Genomic DNA, 20,085 nt, shown 5'->3' on the forward strand with positions numbered 1-20,085 from the left:
GAGCGGGACAGGCCCGACGTGGCCTAACCTTGCAGTGCCCGTGAACGGCTCCACCGTGCGCGGACCCCACCGTCACCGAACCAGATGAGGAACCCGTGGCCCGCCGCCCCACCCCCATCGGCACTCCGCAGCCGACCGGTCTCGCACACGTCGTCGACCTGGTCAAGACGACGATCCCGCCATTGCATCCGGCCGGGCTGCCGTTCGTTCTCGCCCCACTCGGCGTCGCCGTGCTCGGCAGACACCGCCGCTGGGTCCGCAACACCGCACTCCTCGCGTCCGGCGCCTGCGCCGCCTTCTTCCGGCATCCGCACCGCGTTCCGCCGAACCGCGCGAACGTGGCGGTCTCCCCAGCCGACGGCGAGGTCGCGCTCGTCGACACGGCGGTACCGCCCGCCGAGCTGAACATGGGCGATCAGCCGGTGCCGCGGGTGAGCATCTTCCTTTCGGTCCTCGACGTGCACGTCCAGCGCAGCCCCGTCGCGGGTGAGGTCCTGCAGGTCGTCCACAAGTCGGGCGAGTTCCTGTCCGCGGATCTCGCCGAGGCGAGCGAGGCCAACGAGCGCAATTCGATGCTGCTGCGGACGGACAACGGGCACGAGGTCGCGGTCGTGCAGATCGCGGGCCTGATCGCGCGGCGCATCGTCTGCGACGCGACGGTCGGTGACCGGTTGCCGATCGGCGACACCTACGGACTGATCCGGTTCGGCTCCCGCGTCGACACCTACTTCCCCGTCGGCAGCACCCTCCTGGTCGAGCGGGGGCAGCGGGCCGTCGGCGCCGAAACCGTCCTCGCCCAGCTGCCGTGAGCCCGCGTGAGGTGGTGACCAGCAGGCCCCGTCGCGTCGCGTCGAGCGGCCTGCTTCTCCTGCCGAGCACCCTGACCATCCTCGCTCTGTGCAGCGGCCTGTCCGCGGTGAAGTTCGCACTCGGCGGCGAACTGGGTATCGCGCTCGCGATGATCGGCGCCGCCGCGGTCCTCGACTCCCTCGACGGCCGGATCGCGCGACTGCTGGACGCGACGAGCAAGATCGGCGCCGAACTGGACTCGCTGGCGGACGCGATCTCGTTCGGCGTCGCGCCCGCGCTGGTGCTGTACGTGACGCTGCTCGACGGCAGCAACGCCGGCTGGATCGTGGCGCTGGTGTACGCGGTGAGCATCGTGCTGCGTCTGGCCCGGTTCAACACGCTCCTCGACGACGACACCGCGCCGTCCTACACGAGCGAGTTCTTCGTGGGCGTTCCTGCTCCTGCGGGCGCGCTGATCGCGCTGACGCCGCTCGCGGCGTTCGTGCAGTGGGGCGACGGCTGGTGGTCGTCGTTCTGGGTGGTCACCGCGTGGACCGTGCTGTCGGCGGGGCTGATCGTCAGCCGGATCCCGACGCTCGCCATGAAGTCGTTCTCCGTGCCGCGCCGGATGGCGGCCGCGCTGCTGGTCGGCGTCGCCCTGGCCGGTGCCGCACTCATCACGTACCCGTTCATCCTGCTGATCGTGCTGGTGTTCGCGTACCTCGCGCACATTCCGTTCGCGGTCCGGTCGAAGCGCTGGGTGGCGGCCCGGCCCGAGGTGTGGGACGTCAAGCCCTCCGAGCGTCGCGCGATCCGTCGGGTGACCACGGGAGACCGGCGGTCGTACTCGCGACTCGGCCTGCGTCAGCCGCGGCCGCGGTAACCAGGTGACTTCGAGTCGGACGCGCCGTCCCCTATTGTCGGTAGCGATGAACACTACGAGACTGCGGTTGGCGGGCGCTGCCCTCGCGGCTCTGCTGTCGACCGCACCTCTGGCGGTACCCGCGACGGCGGCGACGCGGATTCCTCTCCCGTTCATCGGCTCGAGTGCCTCACAGACGGGCACCGACACCGAGGAGACGTTCGACTCGGACGGGCTGACGCTCCACGCGAGCCTGCGCACACCCGCCCATGCCCGTCAGGGGGTCGCCGCGCTGCTCCTGCCCGGCAGCGGCCCCACCGACCGCGACGGCAACCAGTCCGGACTGAAGGCCGACACGATGCGACGCCTCGCCGACGACCTCGCCGCCCAGGGCGTCGCCAGCCTGCGGTTCGACAAGCTCGGCAGCGGAGCCACCGGACTCGCGGGCCTGCCCGCGGACCGGCTCGCCGAATTCGGGTTCACCTCGCAGGTCGACCATGCGCAGGCCGCCGCGGCCCTGCTCTCCGACCGGACCGGCGTGCCCGTCGACCGGCTGGTCCTCGTCGGGCACAGCGAAGGCGCGCTCACCGCACTCGAACTGACCGGACGCGGAGTCGGTCACGGCGGGATCGCCCTCCTCGCGCCGCTCCCGATGCGGTACCTGGACCTGCTCACCGCCCAGCTGAACACCCAGCTCGACGCGGCGGTCGGGTCCGGGCAGCTGTCCACCGCCGACGCCGACGCCGCGCGTGCGACGTTGAAGGAGAGCGTCTCGAGCTTGCGGGAGACCGGCAAGTTGCCCGCCAAACCGGATCCACTCCTCGCGAGCATCGGCCTGGTCCACGCCAATGCCAGGTTCCTCGCCGAGGCGGACGCCCAGGACCCCCTCGAGCTCGCCGCCGCGATCGCCGACGACACCCCCGTCCTGGTGACGTGTTCGGACAAGGACCTGAACATCAGCTGCGATCAGGTCGGCGCACTGCGCGACGCGCTCGACCACACCACCCTCCGGTTCGCACACCTCGCGAACGCCAGTCACCTCCTCGACGAGCTCGGCCCGTTCCCTCCGAGCCGCATCGATCCGCTCGTGCCGCTGCCGGAGTCGCTGGAGTTCGCAGGTGTGCTGCACGAGTGGGCGCTCGGCCTGACCGCCTGATCCGTCACTACTGTGGGGCGGGTGACCACACCGGAACTCGCGCTCACCGCCCGGCTCAACACCTCCGCCGCCGATGCCCGCCGCGGTGTCGTACGACTGCATCCCGAGGCCCTGGCCGCGCTCGGCCTCCGCGAGTGGGACGGTATCGCGGTGATCGGGGCACGGCGCACCGCGGCCGTGGTGGCGCTGGCGCCGGCCGGAACCCCCACCGGGACGGCGCTCCTCGACGACGTCACCCTGTCGAACGCAGGACTCAAAGAGGATGCGCGCGTGGTCGTTTCACCGGTGACGGTGTACGGCGCCCGAAGTGCGACGCTGAGCGGCTCGGCGCTGGCGATGCGCTCCATCTCGGAGACCACGCTGCGTCAGGCGCTGCTCGGCAAGGTTCTCACCGTCGGCGACACGGTGTCGCTGCTGCCGCGCGATCTCGGTCCCGGCGTCTCCACCGTCGCCGCCACGCAGTCGTTGTCCCGCACGTTCGGCGTCGCGTGGACGTCGGAGCTGCTGACCGTCGCATCCGTCGACCCGCAGGGCCCGGTGAGCGTGCAGCCGAATTCTGCTGTCGGGTGGGATGTCCCGTCTTCGTCCTCGGCGCCCGTGCCCCCGAGTCCTGCCTCGGCCCCGGCCGCGGCACCGCGGGAGACGTCGCCTCGGCCCGAGCCCGTGGCGGTGCAGGACCTCGTCGGCGTCGCGGCGCAGTCCTCGAGGCTGACCGAGTGGCTCAAACTCGCTCTCGACGAACCGGAGTTGCTGCACACCCTCGGTGCGTCCGCGCATCTCGGCGTGCTCGTCACCGGGCCTGCCGGAGTCGGCAAGGCGACGCTGGCCCGCGCGGTCCTTGCCGGCCGGAACGTCGCCGAACTGGACGGTCCGACGGTGGGAGCGCTGGAGTCCGGGGCGCGGTTACAACGCGTCACCGACGCCGTGGCCAAGCTCCGGCACGACCGGGGCGTCCTGCTGATCACCGATCTCGACGCCCTGCTGCCCTCCGAGCCGGAACCGGTGTCGACGCTGATCCTCGACGAGCTGCGCAGGGCAGTGGACACCCCGGGCGTCGCCTTCGTCGCGACGACCGCGCACCCCGATGCGCTCGACGACCGCACCCGCGGTCAGGACGTGTGCGACCGCGAGCTGACGATTCCCCTCCCGGACGGAGCGACGCGTCGAGCCCTGCTCGAGCTGATGCTGCGGCGGGTCCCGACGGACACGCTCGACCTCGCCGAGATCGCGTCGCGGGCACCCGGTTTCGTCGCGGCCGACCTTGCCGCGCTGGTGCGGGAGGCGGCGATCCGCGCGGCGTCGCGGGCCAGTGCCGCCGGTAGCGAACCGCGCCTGGAGCAGACGGACCTGGTCGGCGCGCTGGAGGTGATCCGCCCCCTGTCTCGTTCCGGTACAGAGGAGCTGGCCGTCGGATCGGTGACCCTCGACGATGTCGGGGACATGGTGGAGACCAAGCAGGCACTGACGGAAACGGTCCTGTGGCCGCTGCAGCATCCCGACTCGTTCGCGCGTCTCGGCGTCGACCCGCCGCGGGGTGTCCTGCTGTACGGCCCGCCCGGCTGCGGCAAGACGTATCTCGTTCGGGCGCTGGCCAGTTCGGGTCAACTGTCGGTACACGCGGTCAAGGGTGCCGAGCTGATGGACAAGTGGGTCGGCGCGTCCGAGAAGGCCGTGCGCGAACTGTTCCAGCGGGCACGGGATTCGGCGCCGTCGATGATCTTCCTCGACGAGGTGGACGCGCTCGCACCGCGGCGCGGGCAGTCCTCGGACTCGGGCGTCACCGATCGCGTCGTCGCGTCGCTGCTCACCGAACTCGACGGTGTCGAGCCGCTGCGCGACGTCGTCGTGGTCGGGGCGACCAACCGACCGGACCTGATCGATCCGGCGCTGCTGCGTCCGGGACGGTTGGAGAAGTTGGTGTTCGTGCCGCCGCCGGACGCCGACGCACGGCGCGAGATCCTGCGCACCGCGGGTCGTTCCGTGCCGCTGGCCGACGACGTCGACCTGCCCGCGCTCGCCGAGGACCTCGACGGCTACTCGGCGGCGGACTGTTCGGCGCTGCTGCGGGAGGCGGCGCTGGCCGCGATGCGGCGCGACGTCGACGCCGCGGACGTCACGGCGGCCGATGTCGCCGCTGCACGCGAGGCGGTTCGACCGTCCCTCGACGCGGCCCAGGTGGCGCATCTCCAGGCCTACGCCGACGGGCGCTGAGGCGTTACCCTCACCCCCATGTCGATCTCCCGTGGGGCACGCACGCTGGTGGTTCTGGTCTGGACGTTGCTGCTCGGGGCCACGTTCGCGGCTACGCCACCGGCCGTGGCCGACCAGGGGACGACGTGGCTGTGTCGTCCCGGACAGCCCGCCGACCCCTGCGGCGGTCGGTCGGGCGCACCGGTCGACTGCTTCTACGTCTACCCCACGATCTCGGCGCAACTGTCGACGAACGCGAACTTCGACCGCTCGCCGGAAGTGCAGGGCATCGCACGCCTGCAGGCCGAGCCGTTCGGCGCGAACTGCAACGTGTGGGCGCCGGTGTATCGCCAGCTCACCCTGCGCAGCCTGTTCGCCGGAACGCCCGAGGAGCGGGCCGCCGCACTCGAACTCGCCTACGACGACGTAGAACGCGCGTGGAACGACTATCTGGCGAACCACAACGACGGACGCGGCGTCGTCCTGATCGGGCACTCCCAGGGGACGCGGATGCTGCGCACCCTCATCCAGGAACGCATCGAGGGCACCCCGGCGCAGTCGCAACTGGTGTCGGCGCTGCTCCTCGGCGGCAACGTCACGGTCCGTGCCGGTGACGTCGTCGGCGGCGACTTCGGGTCGGTGCCGGCGTGCACCGATGCCGCGCAGACGGGCTGCGTCGTCGCGTACTCGGCGTACTCGCGGATCCCCCCGGACATCCGGTACGGCCGGTCACCCTCCCCCGGGCTCGAGGTGCTGTGCACCAATCCGGCTTCCCTGCGCGACAATTCCGCGTCGGCTCCGCTGCACAGCATCATCGGAGGCCGGGACGTCGAGGCGTTCACCGGGCGCTGCACCGGCGGCGCGTCGAACGTGCTGCTGATCGACGGCCCCGGAGCGCAGCTGCTGCCCGCCGTCCCGAACGAGTCGTGGGGCCTGCACCTGCTGGACGTCAACGTCGCGCAGGGCGACCTCGTCGACCTGGTCGCCACCCAGGCGGCGGCCTACGGGCGCTAGCGCCAGGGGCCGAGTAGCTCGGCGGCGCGGGCGGCGAGGTTCGCCTGGAACAGGGGCCCGAAGCTGACGCGCCCGACGCCGAGCGACGCGAGGTGCGCACGATCGCCGCTGGCCGGGTCGGCGATCGCGTTGACCGGAAGCGGCAGCGCCGCGACGAGCTCGCGGTACACCTCGTCGGTGTGGAATCCGACCGGGTACAGCGAGTCGGCACCGGCTTCGGCGCACAATTCGAGTCGGGCGACCGCGCGAGCGGTCCGGTCCGCCTCGTCACCGATCTTCCGCAGGAAGATGTCGGTGCGGGCGTTGATGACGACGTGGACGCCGACCGCATCGGCGGCGCGGCGCAACCGTCCCACGAAGTCGGCGTGCTCCTGCGCCTCGCGGAGCCTGCCGCCCTCGCTGTGGACGGTGTCCTCGATGTTCAGGCCGACGGCCCCGACCTCGACCAACCCGTCGATGAGGGCCTCGGGGGTCTGCCCGTAGCCGGACTCGATGTCCACCGACACCGGGAGGTCGACGGCGGCCGTGATCTGGGTGACGCGGGTGAGCAGTTCCCCGAACGTCATGCCCTCGTTGTCGGCCTTGCCGATGGAGTCCGCGACCGGATGCGAGCCGACCGTCAGCCCGTCGAAACCTGCCTGCGCGGCGAGGTTCGCGGACCAGGCGTCCCACACCGTCGGAAGGATCACGGGGTCGCCGGGCCGGTGCAGTGCGAGCAGCGTCGTGGCCTTCTCGGTGATCGAATCCATGGTTGGGTGTCCTCGCCTCGTGTGGTGGTGCGGCAATCGTGGCACGCCGTGGCCCCCGGACCACTGCAGGGACGGCGTGTTTCGCCCCGATCCGGCCGCATCATGTCACGGGTGTGTGAACCTTCGACCGCACGACTGTGATCGGACGAACCGGACTACTAACGTCATCAGAGATTGTCCTGCAGCGCACCGGCTCCCGCACGACACGGCACCGGTACGCCGGTAACCACCGCACGACAGGGAGTCCCGACGCCCATGACCATCGTGTTCGACACCGCGCAGTTCGACGCCGGGGACCGCGCCGACGCGACGTGCACCGCGATGCAGGAGAACTCCGCGCCGTCCACCGTGGTCCTCGAGGACCCGGCTGCGGTGACGTCGCTGATGGAGGTCTGGACGTACGGCGACGCAAGCATCTTCCGGTCGCGGATGTCGGGCATGGGACTTGTCCGCACCGGCAAGCAGGCCGACCGGACACCGTCACCGCTGATCGCGATCGCCGTCCAGGAGGTCGCGACGGCCCGCTACGAGCAGCGAGGGGTGCAACGCCTCGTCGCGCCGGGCGAGTTGATGGTCGTCGACCTGAACGCCGGCTACGACTATTCCTGGGACACGTTCGGCAGTTCCCGCTGCCTGCACGTGCCCCTCGACCGGCTCGACCTGCCGTCCGACGTCATCCGGTCGGCGTCGGCGCATCCGGAGCGCAGTCCGGTGGCCCGGATGCTCGCCCGCCACATCTCGACGCTGACCGTCGAGGGGGACGCGCTGAGTGCGGGTCCGGGATCGGCCGCGCTCGGTGAGGCGGCGATCGACCTGGCGCGGGCACTGTTCGCGACGGCGTCCGGCGGCGAGCACGGCCGCGCCGCGATGAACGACGCCCTGACGACGCGGATCCGCAGTCACGTCCGCGCGCACCTGTTCGACCGGACCCTGTCGGCCGAGACGGTCGCCTCCGCACACGGCATATCGACCCGCCACCTCTACACCCTCTGCGCTGCTGCGGGTTTCAGCCTCGAACAGTGGATCATCGAGCAGCGGCTGCGCCGCGCCTACGAGGAGCTGTCGACGCCCCGGGCCGCCGCCGTCCCGATCGCGACGATCGCGCGGCGGTTCGGCTTCGCCGGCCACGCGCACTTCACCCGACGCTTTCGCGCCGCGTACGGCGTCACCCCGTCGCAGTGGCGGGACACCGCCGCGGCAGCACGGGAGCCGGACGAATGAATCGTTCGTCCTGGGGACAGAACCGTGCCCGCACAGCCGGTTCCGACCGCAGCGACAGCACTAGCGTCCAGCCGACCAGACAGTGGCATCCGACGAAAGGCCCGAGCCATGCCATCGACCGCGTCACCGGACACCGTCGTTCTCGTCCACGGATTGTGGATGACGCCCCGAAGTTGGGAGGGCTGGGTCGCGCACTACGAAGCCAAGGGCTTCCGCGTGATCACCCCCGGATACCCGGGCTTCGACATCGAGGTCGAGGCGCTGCGTGAGGATCCCGACCTGATCGCGAAGCTGACGGTTCCCGAGACCGTCGACCACCTGGCAGCCGTGATCGAGAGTCTCGATGCTCCGCCGATCATCATGGGCCATTCGTTCGGTGGAACGCTCACACAGCTGTTGCTCGCCCGCGGCCTCGGCGCGGCCGGTGTCGTCGTCAACTCCGCCCCGACCGAGGGCGTCCGCGTCACACCGCTGTCCCAGGTCAAATCACTGTTTCCCGCGCTGAAGAACCCGGCGAACCTGCATCGGGCCGTCGGATTCACGCCGGAGGAGTTCCACTACGCCTTCACCAACACCCTCAGCCGCGAGGACTCCGACGCGGTGTGGGAGCGGTACCACATTCCGGCGCCGGGCAACTGGGTCTGGGCGTACGGACTGATCGCCAACTTCAAGCCGGGGCACCAGGAAACGTGGGTGGACTACTCCTCCGACGACCGGGCGCCGCTGCTGTTCATCGCGGGCGGAGCCGACCACATCATGCCCGCGTCGGTGAACAAGTCGAACGCCGAGCACTACCGGAAGTCGGCGTCGCTCACCGAGTTCCACCTCTTCGAGGGCAGGTCGCACTGGACGTGCGCGGAGCCGGGCTGGGAGGCGGTTGCGGACCTGGCGCTCGAGTGGGCGGTCGAGCACGCAGACTCCCCCGCGGCCGAACCCACCGCCTGACCTCCCGTGCCTCCCGACCCGCAGCCACGCCTCGCGCAGAGCAGCGCACTGCGCGAGGCAGGCGTGCCGGTGTCGATCCGTCCCCTTCCCGGTCGCGATCGCTGGGCCCGCGTCCGGACCTGGAACCTCGGCTGCGGCGCCGTGCTGGTCGACGCGGCGGGCACCGGCGTGTCCGTCGGACGCGATCGGGGTGGCGGTGTGTCCCGTCTGACGGTCGCGGCGGTGAGTCCGGGCGACTGGACATTCACGCAGTACGGACACACCGTCACCCCGACCCGGTCGGAGCCGACCCTCATCCTGATCGACCACACCGCACCCCACGACTTCCGGCGCCGGGACGTCGGTACGGCCGTCAGCATCACCCTCGACCGCACCGTCGTCGCGATACAGCCTGCCGATGTGCCCGAGGCGGCACGGCATCTGCGCGACGGCCCCGCCCTCCACGATCTGATCGTGCGCAGCCTCGTCGATCTCGCCGACATCGCAGCACACTCACCGTCGGCGCTGGCGACGCTCGTCGACCCCACGGTCGATCTCGTGCGGGCCCTGCTTCTCGGATCGCTCGGGCGACGACCGGACGATCCCCGCGCCGACCTGCTCGACCGCATCAGGACGTACATCGATGCACACCTCGGCGAGCCCGAGCTCGGACCCACCAAGGTCGCCGCCGCCCACCATATCTCGGTGCGACACCTGCATTCCGTGTGGTCGGCCACCGGTACGACTCTGGGCGAGCACATTTCGAGACGCCGGCTCGACGAGGCCCGTGACACCTTGTTGGACAGCAGGAACCGGCACCTCACGATCGCGGCCGTCGCGCAGCGGCACGGTTTCGTCGACGCCACGCACTTCACCCGACGGTTCCGGGACGCGTACGGCGTCACGCCGGGACGCCTCCGTCGCGACCGGTTGGCCCGCGCACCCTGAGGACAGCGACGTGCGCAGAGGGCCGATTCCGCGCCCACTCCGCGACCTACCGTCGAATCAGCCCGGGGGCGACCCCGACATCGTCCCCGGGGCGTCGCCTCCCACTCGTAACCGGCGACGCATCACCGCTGTCCCGTGCCCACGACGCAGAACGGGAGTCACCCCCGATGTCCTTCCCGAAGAAGCCGCCCTCCTCGAAGAAACCGCCCTTCTCGACATCCCTCCGGCCGCGAGCTGCCAGGTGGTCGGTCGCGGCGGTAGTCGCCCTCACTCCGCTCGCCCTGTCCGTGGCACCCGTCGCGGCGGCTCCCCTGCCCACCGTGGTCCTGGTGCACGGCGCGTTCGCCGACTCGACAGGGTGGAACGACGTCGCCGCCAACCTCACCGCGCGGGGCTATCCCGTCGAGACGTTCGACAACCCACTGCGCGGCCCCGCCTACGACTCGGCGCTCCTCGAGCAGAAGCTGGCAGGCATCGAGGGCCCGATCGTCCTCGTCGGCCACTCCTACGGCGGCGTCGTCATCAGCAACACCGACGACCCCGACGTCAAGGCCAACGTGTACATCGCGGCGTTCGCCCCCGACCGCGGCGAGTTCGTCCAGGGCATCCTCAACCCGCTGCGCTTCCCCGGCAGCAAGCTGCTCCCGCCCGCGCTGCAACTGAAGATCGTCGACGACGCGCAGGCCATCGGCGGCAAGAACCTCGACGGGTACATCGCGGGCGAGTACTTCCACGGCATCTTCGCCCAGGACGTCGACGACGCCACCGCCGCCGACATGTTCGCGCACCAGAAGTCCGCGGCACTGTGGGCGAACCTCGAACCGTCCGCGACGCCGACGTGGACGACGCGCCCCAACTGGTATCTCGTGTCGACACAGGATCAGGTGATCCCCCCGGACGCGCAACGGTTCATGGCAGGCCGCGCCCGCGCGCACACCACCGAGATCGACGCCTCCCACGCCTCGCTCGTGTCGCGGCCGGACGAGGTGACCGCGGTGATCGTCGACGCCGCAGGCGCCTGAACCACGCCGGCCACCCCGCCCGAGGTCCGCGGCAGCGGCGGGCTGTTCGGCTAGCGTCGGGCAATGCCCGCCAGGACCCTGCCCGTCACCCCCCGCACCGCCGTGTCCGCGCTCGCCGGACTGCTCGGCGCGTTCCTCGTCGCATTCGTCCTCACCGACCCGCCCGGCGGACGGTGGGCGATCGAGGTGTCGGACCGCGAACTCGACCGCTGGCTCGGGGCGCAGCCGACGGGCATCGTGGTCGGCGTCGTCGTCGCGGTCGCGGTCTGTATCGCCCTGCAGCGGAGCGGGTCGCGTCGCCTCGCCTGGGTGGTGGCCGCCGCGGCGACGCTGCCCATCGGCCTGGTGCGGATGGCGGTCCCGGAGATCACCGGAGTCGACGCCCTGATCTCGCTGCACATCGTCAAGTGCGTGGCCGCGGGCGCGCTGCTCGGAGCGGCGGTCGCGGCAGTGTGGGGCCACCGCGGCGCTCAACTCGCGGTCGTCGGCGGCGCCGTCACCGGGTTCCTGTCCGTGCCCGCGTTCGGCGCGGCAACGTCGACGCAGAGCACCTCGACCCTCGGGGAGCCGTCCTGGTGGCTGCTCGCCGTGACCGTCGCGGCGGCGATCGCCGCGGCCGCGGTCGCGGACACCGGGTCCCGAATCCCCAAGATCACCGCCCCGGAAGCAGGCGCTGCTCTGCTGACGATCGCGGCGCTCGCCGTGATCAACCGGGCGCAGCTCGCGTGGATCGGACAGAGCGGCAACGAGACCCGAACCCGGCAATGGGTGATCATCGCGGTCGCGATGGTGGTGATCCTGGTCGCAACGGTCGTGTGCGCGCGGTTCATCGCCCGCCGCACCGAGATCGCCGGCGGCGTGATCGTGGTGGCCGCCACGGGGATCGCGGCCGCGGCCATGCCGGTCCTGGTCGACCTGCGCAGCCCGTTCCGTGACGTCCCCGCGTGGCTGACGGTCACCGTCGCCGCGGTCGCGGTCCTCGCCGGGATGGTGCTCGCACTCCGGCTCCCGAATCCGATGGCCGGACTCGGAGTCGCCGCCCTGGTCCCCGTCGTCGCCGTGATCTGGCCCGACTTCGGCGCCGACGGCCCCTGGCTGCTGGTGCGACTCGCCGTCGTCGGTGTCGGCGCCGGGTGGGCCGTCGCGGGGACACTTCCCGGCAGCGCCGCCGTCGCAGCGGCCGCACTGTCGATTCCCTTCGTGTCCTACGTCTTCCACGCGGCCGCGACGGTCATCGCGCCCAGCGGTCCGGTGACCTACGACGGCGCATTTCAACCACTCAGTGGCTCCGAGATGTCGCTGGAGTACGCGAGTGAGCTCGACAAGCAGTTCGAGAGGTTCGCACTCATCCCCCACTACGACGACCGCGTTGCCGGTATCGCACTGGCTCTCGCGGTCGCCTTCTGCGCGTGGGGCATTCACGGCTTGCGGGCCCGTCGATGACGACGATGCGCCGCACGTTCGACCTGCTCGCCGCTCTGCTGGTCGGCGCGACCGCGGGGTGGGCACTGCTGGCACCGCTGGCACCCAACTTCGGGATCAGCGGCACCGACGGTCAGCTGACCGCGCTGATGACCAGCCGACCGCTGGCCTCCGCAGTCGGGCTGGTCGTGGCCGCCACGCTCGCGGGCGCGTTGTCTCGGCGCGGGTCCGCGCGAGCGGCACGGATGACGACGCTCGTAGGGCTGGGTGTCCTTGTCGCGGTGCAGTACAGCAATGACGGTGTGTGGCAACTCGAATGGTTGATCGCAGTGACGTGGGTGTCGGGGATCGCGGCGGGTGTCGCGCTCGGCGGTGCGGCCGCCGCGGCCGGCGACCGAACCGAGACGGCCGTGCTGCTCGGCGCCGCAGTCGCCGCGTTCCTGGTGGTTCCCGTCACCAGCGAACTCCTGGGTCGGGCGCCCGAGCAGCAGTGGACGCCCTACGCCCCGCTGACCGACGCGGGCACCCTCACCTCGGCACCGGCGTGGATGCTGCTGCTGCCCGCCATCGTCGCAACGGCCTTCGCGACGACGCTCGGCGGCGCGCGGCCCGCGAAGCCGTCCACGCGGGGCGTCGCGGTCACGGCGACCGTGGTGGCGACGGCGCTGGCGACGAACGCAGCCATCGCTGCCGCGCAGGACAATCGGCCGCTCACCGGGGTGCTGCTCGCGGTCTTCGTCGCCGTCACCATCGGCGCCGCGTTCGTCCTCGACGGACAGGACGGGACGCTCCTGCTGACGACGACTGCCATCGTCGCGGCAGTCGCGCCACTGTCCGGATGGTCGGACACCACCTGGATCGGCGTCGTCATCCTGATCGTCGGGCTGACCGTCGGCGTGGTGGTCGGGTCGCGGTGGCCGAGCGTCGTGGTCGGACTGACGCTTCTGGCGGCCGTCTCCCTGGCGGGTCTGCTGCCCGACATCGCGGACGGGATGGGTGGCGCGGTGCGCTGGCTGGCCGTCGCCCCCATTGCCGGCTACGCGCTGGGCTCGTGCGATCCCATCCGGTCGGGCGCCACGATCGCCGGACTGTCGGTGCTGTTCGTGCCCAGCGCGCTGAGCGTCGCGGGGCAGGGGGCACCGGACCTGCTGGAGGATCGGTCGCCACTGAGGTCGCTGCCGCGCGGGATGATGGCGTCAATGCCGCCCGACCCCTACTGGCTGACCACCGCGATGACGGTGGTCGGCCTCGCGACGATCGCGGCGGCAGGCGTCCTGCGTCAACGCGCGGAGGACTGAGTCTCCGGCAGTCCCAGCCGCACAGAAGTGGTGTTACGCAGCGATCAAAGCAGGCAACACCGTCGCGATGACCGAGGCGGTGAACTCGGCCATCGGCTCCTGCGGGTGCTCGGGTCCGTAGAACTGCTCGAGGAAGGCCCGTAGGTAGCAGGCGCCGGCGATGGATGATGCGGCCCCGTTGATCGGGGCACCGGCAACGATGGTGCCGGTGCGCTGCTCGTTCTGAAGGAATCGGGCGACGGCGGCCGGGAGAAGCGCGGGGCCTGCACCTTGTGCCATGACGGCGGTTCGGTGTCGTTCGAGGAGTTCAGCGTCGGAGAACAGGGAGGCGCCAATTGCGAACGTCTGTCGATAGAACGCCGTGACCTGCTCGATGGTCGCTCCCAACCTGCCCTCGAGGGTGCTGGCGTCGCCGGGGGTGCGATCGGTGCGGGTGAGAATGTCGACGGCGGGAACCCGTTCACGCAGGACGCTCAGAAACAGGTCGACCTTGTCGTCGAAGAGCTTGTAGATCATCGCCTCCGAGTAGCCGGCGACCGCCGCGATCTCCTTCGTTGTTGCCCGGGCAAGCCCTCTGTCTCGCATGGTGCTGGCGGCTGCGTCCAGGATCCGGTCGCGCGCGGTGGGTACAGCATTGTCGGGCATGTCCCGACGGTAGCCTACGATCTTGGTTAGTGAGTGCCCACTAACCAAGGAGTCTGCATGCTCGTGATCGCGATCGACGTCCTCCTCGTTCTCTGCATCCTCCTCACCACGTGGTTCGTTGGATACGTGGTGTATCGCCTGGTGACGGATAAGTAGATCCGGGTCGCGAGGCGCTTGCTCGATCGTCACAGCGGCGGGATTGGGCATCGCCAAACGCGGCCGCGATGAAGCCTCCGAAGTCGCGTGCCCAGCACAATGGCGCCAGGGCCGCGAGCGGAACTATCTGACGCGCAGGGGGCACAGCTCGCTCCGCTGCTGCCGAGGGGAAAGAAGTCGGGCCGTCCACCGAACTGGACCAAACGCGACCACGTCGATGGGATCCGGTGGCGGACCCGCACCGGTGAGCCGTGGCGGGTCGTCCCGGCCCGGTACGCGCCCAGCGGACGAGCTACGGACTCTCCCGACGCTGGCAACGGCCGGGCGTGGACGCAGATCCACACACGGTTGCAGGCCATCGCCGACCGCCGGCCAGATCGTGTGGGACGTAAGCGTCGACTCGACCATCGCCCGCGCCCACCAGCACGCGGCCGGAGCCCGACGTGACAGCGGCGGGCAGGTCGAGCCACGCGGCGGCGGCGTTATGAAACACGACCTAGCCGCGCGCGGCTGTGCGATCTAGCCGCGCCCGGCTGCCGCCACCTTGGCCGCCTCGACCTGTTCGTCGGTCAGCGGGGGCTCGGTCAGGGGTGTGCGAGCGGCGCCCTCGGAGCGCAGGCCGTCGAGGGCGATGCCGAGGTAGCGACGCCACGCGTCGGGGGCGATGGGGCCGGCGAAGTCGATGACGGCGCCGACCATCTTGGCGACGGTGAACACGTCGTTGGCGGTGACGTCGGGGCGCAGGGCGCCCGCGTCTCTGGCTCGGGTGATGAGTTGCTCGACGAGTGGGGCGACGCGTTCGCGGGCGCATGCGATCTGCTCGCGGCCCTCGTCGCAACTGAAGAACACCTCACCCATGCCGCGGTTGACTGCCATCTGCTCGCAGGTGGACGCGACGAAGTCGACGAGTCCCTGCCACGGGTCGTCGACGGCGAGAGCCGCGCAGGCGCCGGCCTCCATGTCCGCCATGTGCTGCTCGAAGACGCCGTCGACGAGTTCCTGCTTGCAGCTGAAGCGCCGGTAGACGGTGCCGACGCCGACCTTCGCGTGCCGCGCGACGTCGTCGAGGGTGATGTCGATGCCACGCAGCGCGAACAGCTCGGCGGCGGCGTCGAGGATCTTGCGTCGGTTGCGTTCGGCGTCGGCGCGCAGCTTGCGCTCCCCTGTGACAGTGCTCACGAAACTCATTCTGCCATCTCCGAAAATCCGACAAACCCGGCCCGAAATCGGTCGAAACCGGGCGCGCAGAGCCGCGTGCCGAAAATAAATGGAGACATATTCTCCACTTAGGCGTACGGTCATCCAAGTGGAGCTTACTCCTCCACTTCGCTACATCGAGCTTCAGTCATCGAGCTGTGACGCCACGCCAGACCAAAAGGGGCTACCCAATGACCACGTCCACTCTCGACAGGCCCGACACCGGGTCGGAGTCAACCGGAAGGGAACACCGCCTCCGCTGGCTCGTCCTCGCGGTGATCGCCCTCGCTCAGCTCATGGTCGTGCTCGACGCGACCATCGTGAACATCGCACTGCCCGCCGCCCAGCAGGCACTCGAATTCTCCGACGCCGACCGCCAGTGGGTGGTCACCGCCTACGCCCTCGCCTTCGGCAGCCTGCTGCTGCTCGGCGGCCGGCTCAGCGACCTGTTCGGCCGACGGAACACCTTCGTCATCGGCCTGATCGGATTTGCCGTCATGTCCGCGGTCGGCGGCGCCGCAGTCAACTTCGGCATGCTCGTCGCCGCCCGCGCCGGCCAGGGCGTGTTCGCCGCCCTGCTCGCGCCCGCCGCACTGTCCCTGCTCGCCACCACGTTCACCGAACCCGGAGAACGAGCCAAGGCATTCGGCATCTTCGGCGCGGTCGCGGGGGCGGGCGGCGCCATCGGCCTGCTGCTCGGCGGGGCACTGACCGAGTGGACGTCGTGGCGGTGGAGCCTCTACGTCAACCTGATCTTCGCCGCCGTCGCGCTCGTCGGCGCACTGACGATGATGGCGCCGCACCGCGCGGAACACCGTCCGCGCCTGGATATTCCGGGCACGGTGACCGTGTCCGCGGCACTGTTCGGCATCGTCTACGGCTTCTCGCATGCCGAGTCGCACGGCTGGTCGAACCCCGCGACCATCGCCTGGCTCGTCGGTGGCGCCGTCCTGCTCGGTGCCTTCGTGGTGATCGAGACGCGTGTCTCGCATCCGCTGCTGCCGCTGCGCATCGTTCTCGACCGCACCCGTGGCGGCGCGTACCTGGCGATGTTCCTCACCGGCTCCGGCATGTTCGCGGTCTTCCTGTTCCTGACCTTCTACATGCAGACGACGCTGATGTACTCGCCGATCGTCACCGGTGTCGCGTTCCTGCCGATGGTCGCGGGCATGGTCGTCTCGGCGACCACGTCGACCGGCGTGCTGCTGCCGCGGGTCGGTCCCCGTCCGCTGATGGTCGGTGGCCTCGCACTCGGCGCGGCGGGCCTCGCGCTCCTCGCGCAACTCCAGGTGGACAGCGACTATGCCGCGCACATCCTGCCGGGACTGGTCCTGCTCGGCGTCGGGATGGGCATGGTCTTCGCGCCCGGCATGCAGGGTGCGGTGACCGGCGTGCAACCCGAGGACGCCGGAGTCGCGTCGGCGACGGTGAACACCATGCAGCAGGTCGGCGGCTCCATCGGCACCGCCCTGCTCAGTACCGTCGCGGCGACGGCGGCGGCGGACTTCATGACGGGCCGGACCCCGGACGCGCAGACGAAGGCACTCGCCGCCGTCGAGAGTTACACCACCACCTTCTGGTGGGCGGCCGCGATCTTCGTCGGCGGCGCGGTCATCTCGGCGTTCCTGCTCCCCGGCGGCACATTGCCTGCCGAGGAGAGTGACGTCCTGGTCGCTGCCCACTGAGCGAGCGACAGCGCCGCCTGTGAGTCCTTTCGGCCCCCGCTACCGGCCGAAAGGACTCACAGGCGTCAGCCGTTCCGCGCGACGAACCGGTCCATGCACCGCTCGGCGATCGCAGTGATCGTCAGGGACGGGTTCACCAGTCCGACCGCGCCGGGGATCAGTGCGCCGTCGACGACGTACAGGTTGTCGTAACCGTGCACCCGGCCGTCGTCCGTGGCGGCCTTGCCCATCACGACGCCACCGAGTCCGTGATACGTTGCAGCGCTTCCGAATCCAACCGCACGCGTGTACACGGGGATGCCGTTGGCGGGGTATCCGTGGCGGGTGTCGGCCCGCTCGTGGAAGCGTCCCGCGAACCGCGCCGCCCGGATGTCGAGGTCGTTCGCCCCCTCCGCGTACGGGTAGTTCAGTTCGACGCGGCCCGTCGCGGGGTTCCAGTCGACGGACCCACGCTCGTGCGTGATCGCCTGGATCAGGTTCGTACTGGTGTGCCCGCCCGCGATCTCCGGGAACGGCGCCGCCTGCCACGACATCGACACCGAGCCGTCCGGGTCCTCGTCGTCGTAGAGCAGCGCCACGCCGGGGCCGGGCTGCTTCGACCCGTACTCGCGGCGGTTCATCACGCGGGAGGTGATGAAGTCGCCGTTGTTGCCGTAGCCCTGCCCGACCTCGGGACTCAGCCTCGGCAGCGTTCCCGTGGCGCGCGCGGTGACGAGCAGTTCGGTGGAGTGGTACGAACCGGCAGCCAGGAACAGGTGGTCCACGACGAAGGTGCGCGTCCCGAGTTCCCTTCCGTGCTCGTCGATCTGCCGTGCCGTGACCTCGAACTGGTTGCCGATCTCACGAATCCGAATCGCCTCGTGCAGCGGCAGGACCGTGACGTTGCCGGTGGCCTCGGCGCGAGGCAGATAGTTGTGGTCGACGCTGTTCTTCGCGCCGGAGTTGATGCCGTACGGCCCCTCCGCCACCGAGATCGACGGGCGGAGTCGGCCCTCGAACTCGGCGCGCACGAGATCCCAGTCGACGCAGAAGTCGTGGAACGTCGGGGTGCCGCCGTAGTCGGCGATGTCCGCCAGCCACGACCGCGCGCCCACGTACTCGGGCCGGGCCAGCAGGTCGGCGGGCAGCGGCGACGTGCCGAGTTCGGCCTTGGCCCGAGGGAAGTAGACGCGATCGAGTTCGCCGTAGTCGAGGGACTGCGGGAAGATCTGCTCGAAGTCGCGGCGACGTGGCTGCACCGAGTAGGCGCCGAACACCAGCGATCCACCGCCGACACCGGCGCCGTAGAGCGCGTTGATGCCGTTGCCCTTGATCTCCTCGACCACGCCCGCGTACAGCGGGATCTGCTGGAACTGCGTCAGCGGGTTGATCGGCGGCTTCGTCGAGAACCACGCCGCCCGGCCATCGGGGCTGTCGAAAGTGGCGAAGGTGTTGCCGGACGGGTCGATCGGCCACCGCCGCCCTCGTTCGAGGACCGTCGTCTCGAATCCGGCCAGCCCCAGGCGTAGCGCTGCGACAGCGCCACCGAAACCGCTGCCGATGACGAGCGCGGTGCGTCCCAGGGCGGACCCCGCCGCCCTTCCCGCGCCGAGCGAACCGAGTGCGGCGGCGCCGAGTCCGACCGCTGCTCCACGAAGTACGTCACGTCTCGACACACCACTGAGGTCCATGACCTCCGAACCTAGCCCTCCGAAAACACGTCCGGGTCTGTTCCGGTCGGGTTTCATTCGGTTGACCGAGTCAGCCGATCCAGCAGTGCCCGCCCGCGCGGGCTGAGCCGATATCCGACGTCGAGGCTTTCGGTCAGCCCGAGTTCCTTGAGGCGGCGCACCTTCTGTTTGAACGTCGGCCTATCCATCCCGACAACCGGCGCGAGCTCGGTCGAGACCACGGCGGGCCGCTCCCCGATCAGTCGCAGCGTCGCCTCGGTCCACGGTCCGTTGGCATCCATCCGCGCCAGCCTGCGGCACAGCGCGACGACGTCCGCGTCCGAGAGGTCGGCGTTCTCCCGCAGCACTGCGCGGGGGTCGGGGCCGCCCGACCGCAGCGCGATCCGGTAGAGGATCGGACCGTGCGCCTTCTTGTCGACGAACGCGAGGAGGACGTCGGCGGACGCGAAGCCGGCCGCGTGCGCGTCGGCATCCGTCACGTCGTTCGGCGCGACCTCGTCCACGGAGTCGAACGCGATCACCCCGACGGCGGTCCGCTGGCTGCTGCCCGCGCGCACCCGGGGTCGGTCCCATCTCCGGAACGCGAGCGTCACGGTCCCGGCGACGATGCCTGCGAGTGCGTCCGCCGTGAAGATCACCGTCGACTCAGTCCACGAGGCCGAGCGAACGGAGGTGCTCGAACACCAGCCGGGATCCGGGAGCGGACTCCGGCATCGCCGCGTACTCGTCGACGGTGAAGTAGCGCAGTTCCGCGATCTCGCTCGTCGCGACGGGCTCGGCGGTCAACGTCGCGCGGTAGCACGTCATGTGCAGTCGGGTTCCGGGTGGATGACCGAACGCCTCGGCTTCGAACACCCCGAGCCGTTCGAGGGTGCCGTCGACGATTCCTGCGTCGAGTTCTTCGCGAATCTCCCTGTGCAGAGCCTGTTCCGGCGTCTCCCCGGGGTCGATCTTGCCGCCCGCCATGTAGAAGGCGGTCTTGCCGACGGACCGTGCCTGCAGCATCCGGCGGTCGCGCACATGGGCGAGTGCGACGGTCCTGATCTCGGGCATTCCCCAAGGGTAGGCGCCTGCGGCGCTCACGAGCGGTTTCAGGGTCCGGACACCCCGAACGAGCGTGGGAGCGGCAGAGCCGCC

19 protein-coding genes are annotated in these 20,085 nt (G+C 70.4%); 13 read left to right on the top strand and 6 right to left on the bottom strand.

Annotation, left to right across the window (positions count from 1 at the left end; genetic code table 11):
• Positions 1-95: 95 nt before the first annotated feature.
• The 5 genes from FFS72_RS20220 to FFS72_RS20240 are packed head-to-tail and all read left to right on the top strand — an operon-like array spanning position 96 to position 6,011.
• Complete coding sequence (locus tag FFS72_RS20220) at positions 96-809, top strand: phosphatidylserine decarboxylase (protein ID WP_137875609.1); 714 nt, start codon at positions 96-98, stop codon at positions 807-809.
• Positions 810-820: 11 nt separating this feature from the next.
• The gene (locus FFS72_RS20225) at positions 821-1,672 is read left to right on the top strand and encodes a CDP-alcohol phosphatidyltransferase family protein (RefSeq protein ID WP_137875664.1); all 852 of its coding nucleotides are present in this window, start codon (positions 821-823) and stop codon (positions 1,670-1,672) included.
• A gap of 46 nt (positions 1,673-1,718) precedes the next feature.
• Positions 1,719-2,807 (top strand): alpha/beta hydrolase, encoded by a 1,089-nt coding sequence (locus FFS72_RS20230; protein ID WP_137875610.1) that lies wholly within the window; start codon positions 1,719-1,721, stop codon positions 2,805-2,807.
• Positions 2,808-2,828: 21 nt separating this feature from the next.
• Entirely contained in the window at positions 2,829-5,018 is a 2,190-nt protein-coding gene (locus tag FFS72_RS20235) for an AAA family ATPase (RefSeq protein WP_137875611.1), read from the top strand.
• Positions 5,019-5,036: 18 nt separating this feature from the next.
• A complete protein-coding gene (locus FFS72_RS20240; RefSeq protein ID WP_137875612.1) occupies positions 5,037-6,011 on the top strand; it encodes a DUF3089 domain-containing protein in 975 nt (324 codons plus the stop codon).
• Here the strand turns inward: FFS72_RS20240 and FFS72_RS20245 are convergent.
• Positions 6,008-6,760 carry an isocitrate lyase/PEP mutase family protein gene (locus FFS72_RS20245; protein WP_137875613.1) on the bottom strand — a complete coding sequence of 251 codons (753 nt, stop codon included), beginning with the start codon at positions 6,758-6,760 and terminating at the stop codon, positions 6,008-6,010. The genes FFS72_RS20240 and FFS72_RS20245 overlap by 4 nt on opposite strands.
• A gap of 255 nt (positions 6,761-7,015) precedes the next feature.
• Between FFS72_RS20245 and FFS72_RS20250 the strand changes: the two genes are divergently transcribed.
• The 6 genes from FFS72_RS20250 (at position 7,016) to FFS72_RS20275 (ending at position 13,595) form a co-directional block, all read left to right on the top strand.
• Positions 7,016-7,981 carry a helix-turn-helix domain-containing protein gene (locus FFS72_RS20250; protein WP_137875614.1) on the top strand — a complete coding sequence of 322 codons (966 nt, stop codon included), beginning with the start codon at positions 7,016-7,018 and terminating at the stop codon, positions 7,979-7,981.
• Between the two features lie 108 nt (positions 7,982-8,089).
• On the top strand, positions 8,090-8,926 hold the full coding sequence (locus FFS72_RS20255) for an alpha/beta hydrolase (protein WP_137875615.1): 837 nt from the start codon (positions 8,090-8,092) through the stop codon (positions 8,924-8,926).
• 6 nt (positions 8,927-8,932) lie between these two features.
• On the top strand, positions 8,933-9,853 hold the full coding sequence (locus tag FFS72_RS20260; protein ID WP_137875616.1) for a helix-turn-helix transcriptional regulator: 921 nt from the start codon (positions 8,933-8,935) through the stop codon (positions 9,851-9,853).
• A 167-nt stretch (positions 9,854-10,020) separates the two neighbouring features.
• Positions 10,021-10,875, top strand: coding sequence for an alpha/beta fold hydrolase (locus tag FFS72_RS20265; RefSeq protein ID WP_137875617.1), 855 nt, complete (start codon positions 10,021-10,023; stop codon positions 10,873-10,875).
• Between the two features lie 63 nt (positions 10,876-10,938).
• Complete coding sequence (locus FFS72_RS20270; protein WP_137875618.1) at positions 10,939-12,318, top strand: hypothetical protein; 1,380 nt, start codon at positions 10,939-10,941, stop codon at positions 12,316-12,318.
• Entirely contained in the window at positions 12,285-13,595 is a 1,311-nt protein-coding gene (locus tag FFS72_RS20275; RefSeq protein WP_137875619.1) for a hypothetical protein, read from the top strand. Before FFS72_RS20270 ends, FFS72_RS20275 begins: the two co-directional genes overlap by 34 nt.
• Positions 13,596-13,628: 33 nt before the next feature.
• Here the strand turns inward: FFS72_RS20275 and FFS72_RS20280 are convergent, their stop codons facing one another.
• Positions 13,629-14,240 carry a TetR/AcrR family transcriptional regulator gene (locus tag FFS72_RS20280; RefSeq protein ID WP_137875620.1) on the bottom strand — a complete coding sequence of 204 codons (612 nt, stop codon included), beginning with the start codon at positions 14,238-14,240 and terminating at the stop codon, positions 13,629-13,631.
• A gap of 255 nt (positions 14,241-14,495) precedes the next feature.
• On the opposite strand from FFS72_RS20280, the gene FFS72_RS26840 reads away from it, so the two are divergent.
• Positions 14,496-14,843 (top strand): transposase, encoded by a 348-nt coding sequence (locus FFS72_RS26840; protein WP_249353428.1) that lies wholly within the window; start codon positions 14,496-14,498, stop codon positions 14,841-14,843.
• 72 nt (positions 14,844-14,915) lie between these two features.
• Here the strand turns inward: FFS72_RS26840 and FFS72_RS20290 are convergent, their stop codons facing one another.
• Positions 14,916-15,584 (bottom strand): TetR/AcrR family transcriptional regulator, encoded by a 669-nt coding sequence (locus FFS72_RS20290; RefSeq protein ID WP_137875622.1) that lies wholly within the window; start codon positions 15,582-15,584, stop codon positions 14,916-14,918.
• Between the two features lie 200 nt (positions 15,585-15,784).
• Between FFS72_RS20290 and FFS72_RS20295 the strand changes: the two genes are divergently transcribed.
• On the top strand, positions 15,785-17,278 hold the full coding sequence (locus FFS72_RS20295; RefSeq protein WP_137875623.1) for a DHA2 family efflux MFS transporter permease subunit: 1,494 nt from the start codon (positions 15,785-15,787) through the stop codon (positions 17,276-17,278).
• A 65-nt stretch (positions 17,279-17,343) separates the two neighbouring features.
• Here the strand turns inward: FFS72_RS20295 and FFS72_RS20300 are convergent, their stop codons facing one another.
• Genes FFS72_RS20300 through FFS72_RS20310 form a run of 3 tightly spaced genes read right to left on the bottom strand, consistent with a single transcriptional unit; the run spans position 17,344 to position 20,001 of the window.
• Positions 17,344-18,948, bottom strand: coding sequence for a GMC oxidoreductase (locus FFS72_RS20300; protein WP_137875624.1), 1,605 nt, complete (start codon positions 18,946-18,948; stop codon positions 17,344-17,346).
• A 53-nt stretch (positions 18,949-19,001) separates the two neighbouring features.
• Complete coding sequence (locus FFS72_RS20305) at positions 19,002-19,586, bottom strand: helix-turn-helix domain-containing protein (protein ID WP_137875625.1); 585 nt, start codon at positions 19,584-19,586, stop codon at positions 19,002-19,004.
• Positions 19,587-19,593: 7 nt separating this feature from the next.
• On the bottom strand, positions 19,594-20,001 hold the full coding sequence (locus FFS72_RS20310; protein ID WP_137875626.1) for an NUDIX hydrolase: 408 nt from the start codon (positions 19,999-20,001) through the stop codon (positions 19,594-19,596).
• Between the last annotated feature and the right edge of the window lie 84 nt (positions 20,002-20,085).

This window comes from Rhodococcus sp. Q (assembly GCF_005503035.1).
Taxonomy (GTDB): domain Bacteria; phylum Actinomycetota; class Actinomycetes; order Mycobacteriales; family Mycobacteriaceae; genus Rhodococcus_G.

Coding starts and splice junctions, on each gene's coding strand:
- FFS72_RS20230 (WP_137875610.1), top strand. CDS start 1,719: ATGAACACTACGAGACTGCGGTTGGCGGGCGCTGCCCTCGCGGCTCTG.
- FFS72_RS20240 (WP_137875612.1), top strand. CDS start 5,037: ATGTCGATCTCCCGTGGGGCACGCACGCTGGTGGTTCTGGTCTGGACG.
- FFS72_RS20245 (WP_137875613.1), bottom strand. CDS start 6,760: ATGGATTCGATCACCGAGAAGGCCACGACGCTGCTCGCACTGCACCGG.
- FFS72_RS20250 (WP_137875614.1), top strand. CDS start 7,016: ATGACCATCGTGTTCGACACCGCGCAGTTCGACGCCGGGGACCGCGCC.
- FFS72_RS20255 (WP_137875615.1), top strand. CDS start 8,090: ATGCCATCGACCGCGTCACCGGACACCGTCGTTCTCGTCCACGGATTG.
- FFS72_RS20265 (WP_137875617.1), top strand. CDS start 10,021: ATGTCCTTCCCGAAGAAGCCGCCCTCCTCGAAGAAACCGCCCTTCTCG.
- FFS72_RS20270 (WP_137875618.1), top strand. CDS start 10,939: ATGCCCGCCAGGACCCTGCCCGTCACCCCCCGCACCGCCGTGTCCGCG.
- FFS72_RS20280 (WP_137875620.1), bottom strand. CDS start 14,240: ATGCCCGACAATGCTGTACCCACCGCGCGCGACCGGATCCTGGACGCA.
- FFS72_RS26840 (WP_249353428.1), top strand. CDS start 14,496: ATGGCGCCAGGGCCGCGAGCGGAACTATCTGACGCGCAGGGGGCACAG.
- FFS72_RS20290 (WP_137875622.1), bottom strand. CDS start 15,584: ATGAGTTTCGTGAGCACTGTCACAGGGGAGCGCAAGCTGCGCGCCGAC.
- FFS72_RS20295 (WP_137875623.1), top strand. CDS start 15,785: ATGACCACGTCCACTCTCGACAGGCCCGACACCGGGTCGGAGTCAACC.
- FFS72_RS20300 (WP_137875624.1), bottom strand. CDS start 18,948: ATGGACCTCAGTGGTGTGTCGAGACGTGACGTACTTCGTGGAGCAGCG.
- FFS72_RS20310 (WP_137875626.1), bottom strand. CDS start 20,001: ATGCCCGAGATCAGGACCGTCGCACTCGCCCATGTGCGCGACCGCCGG.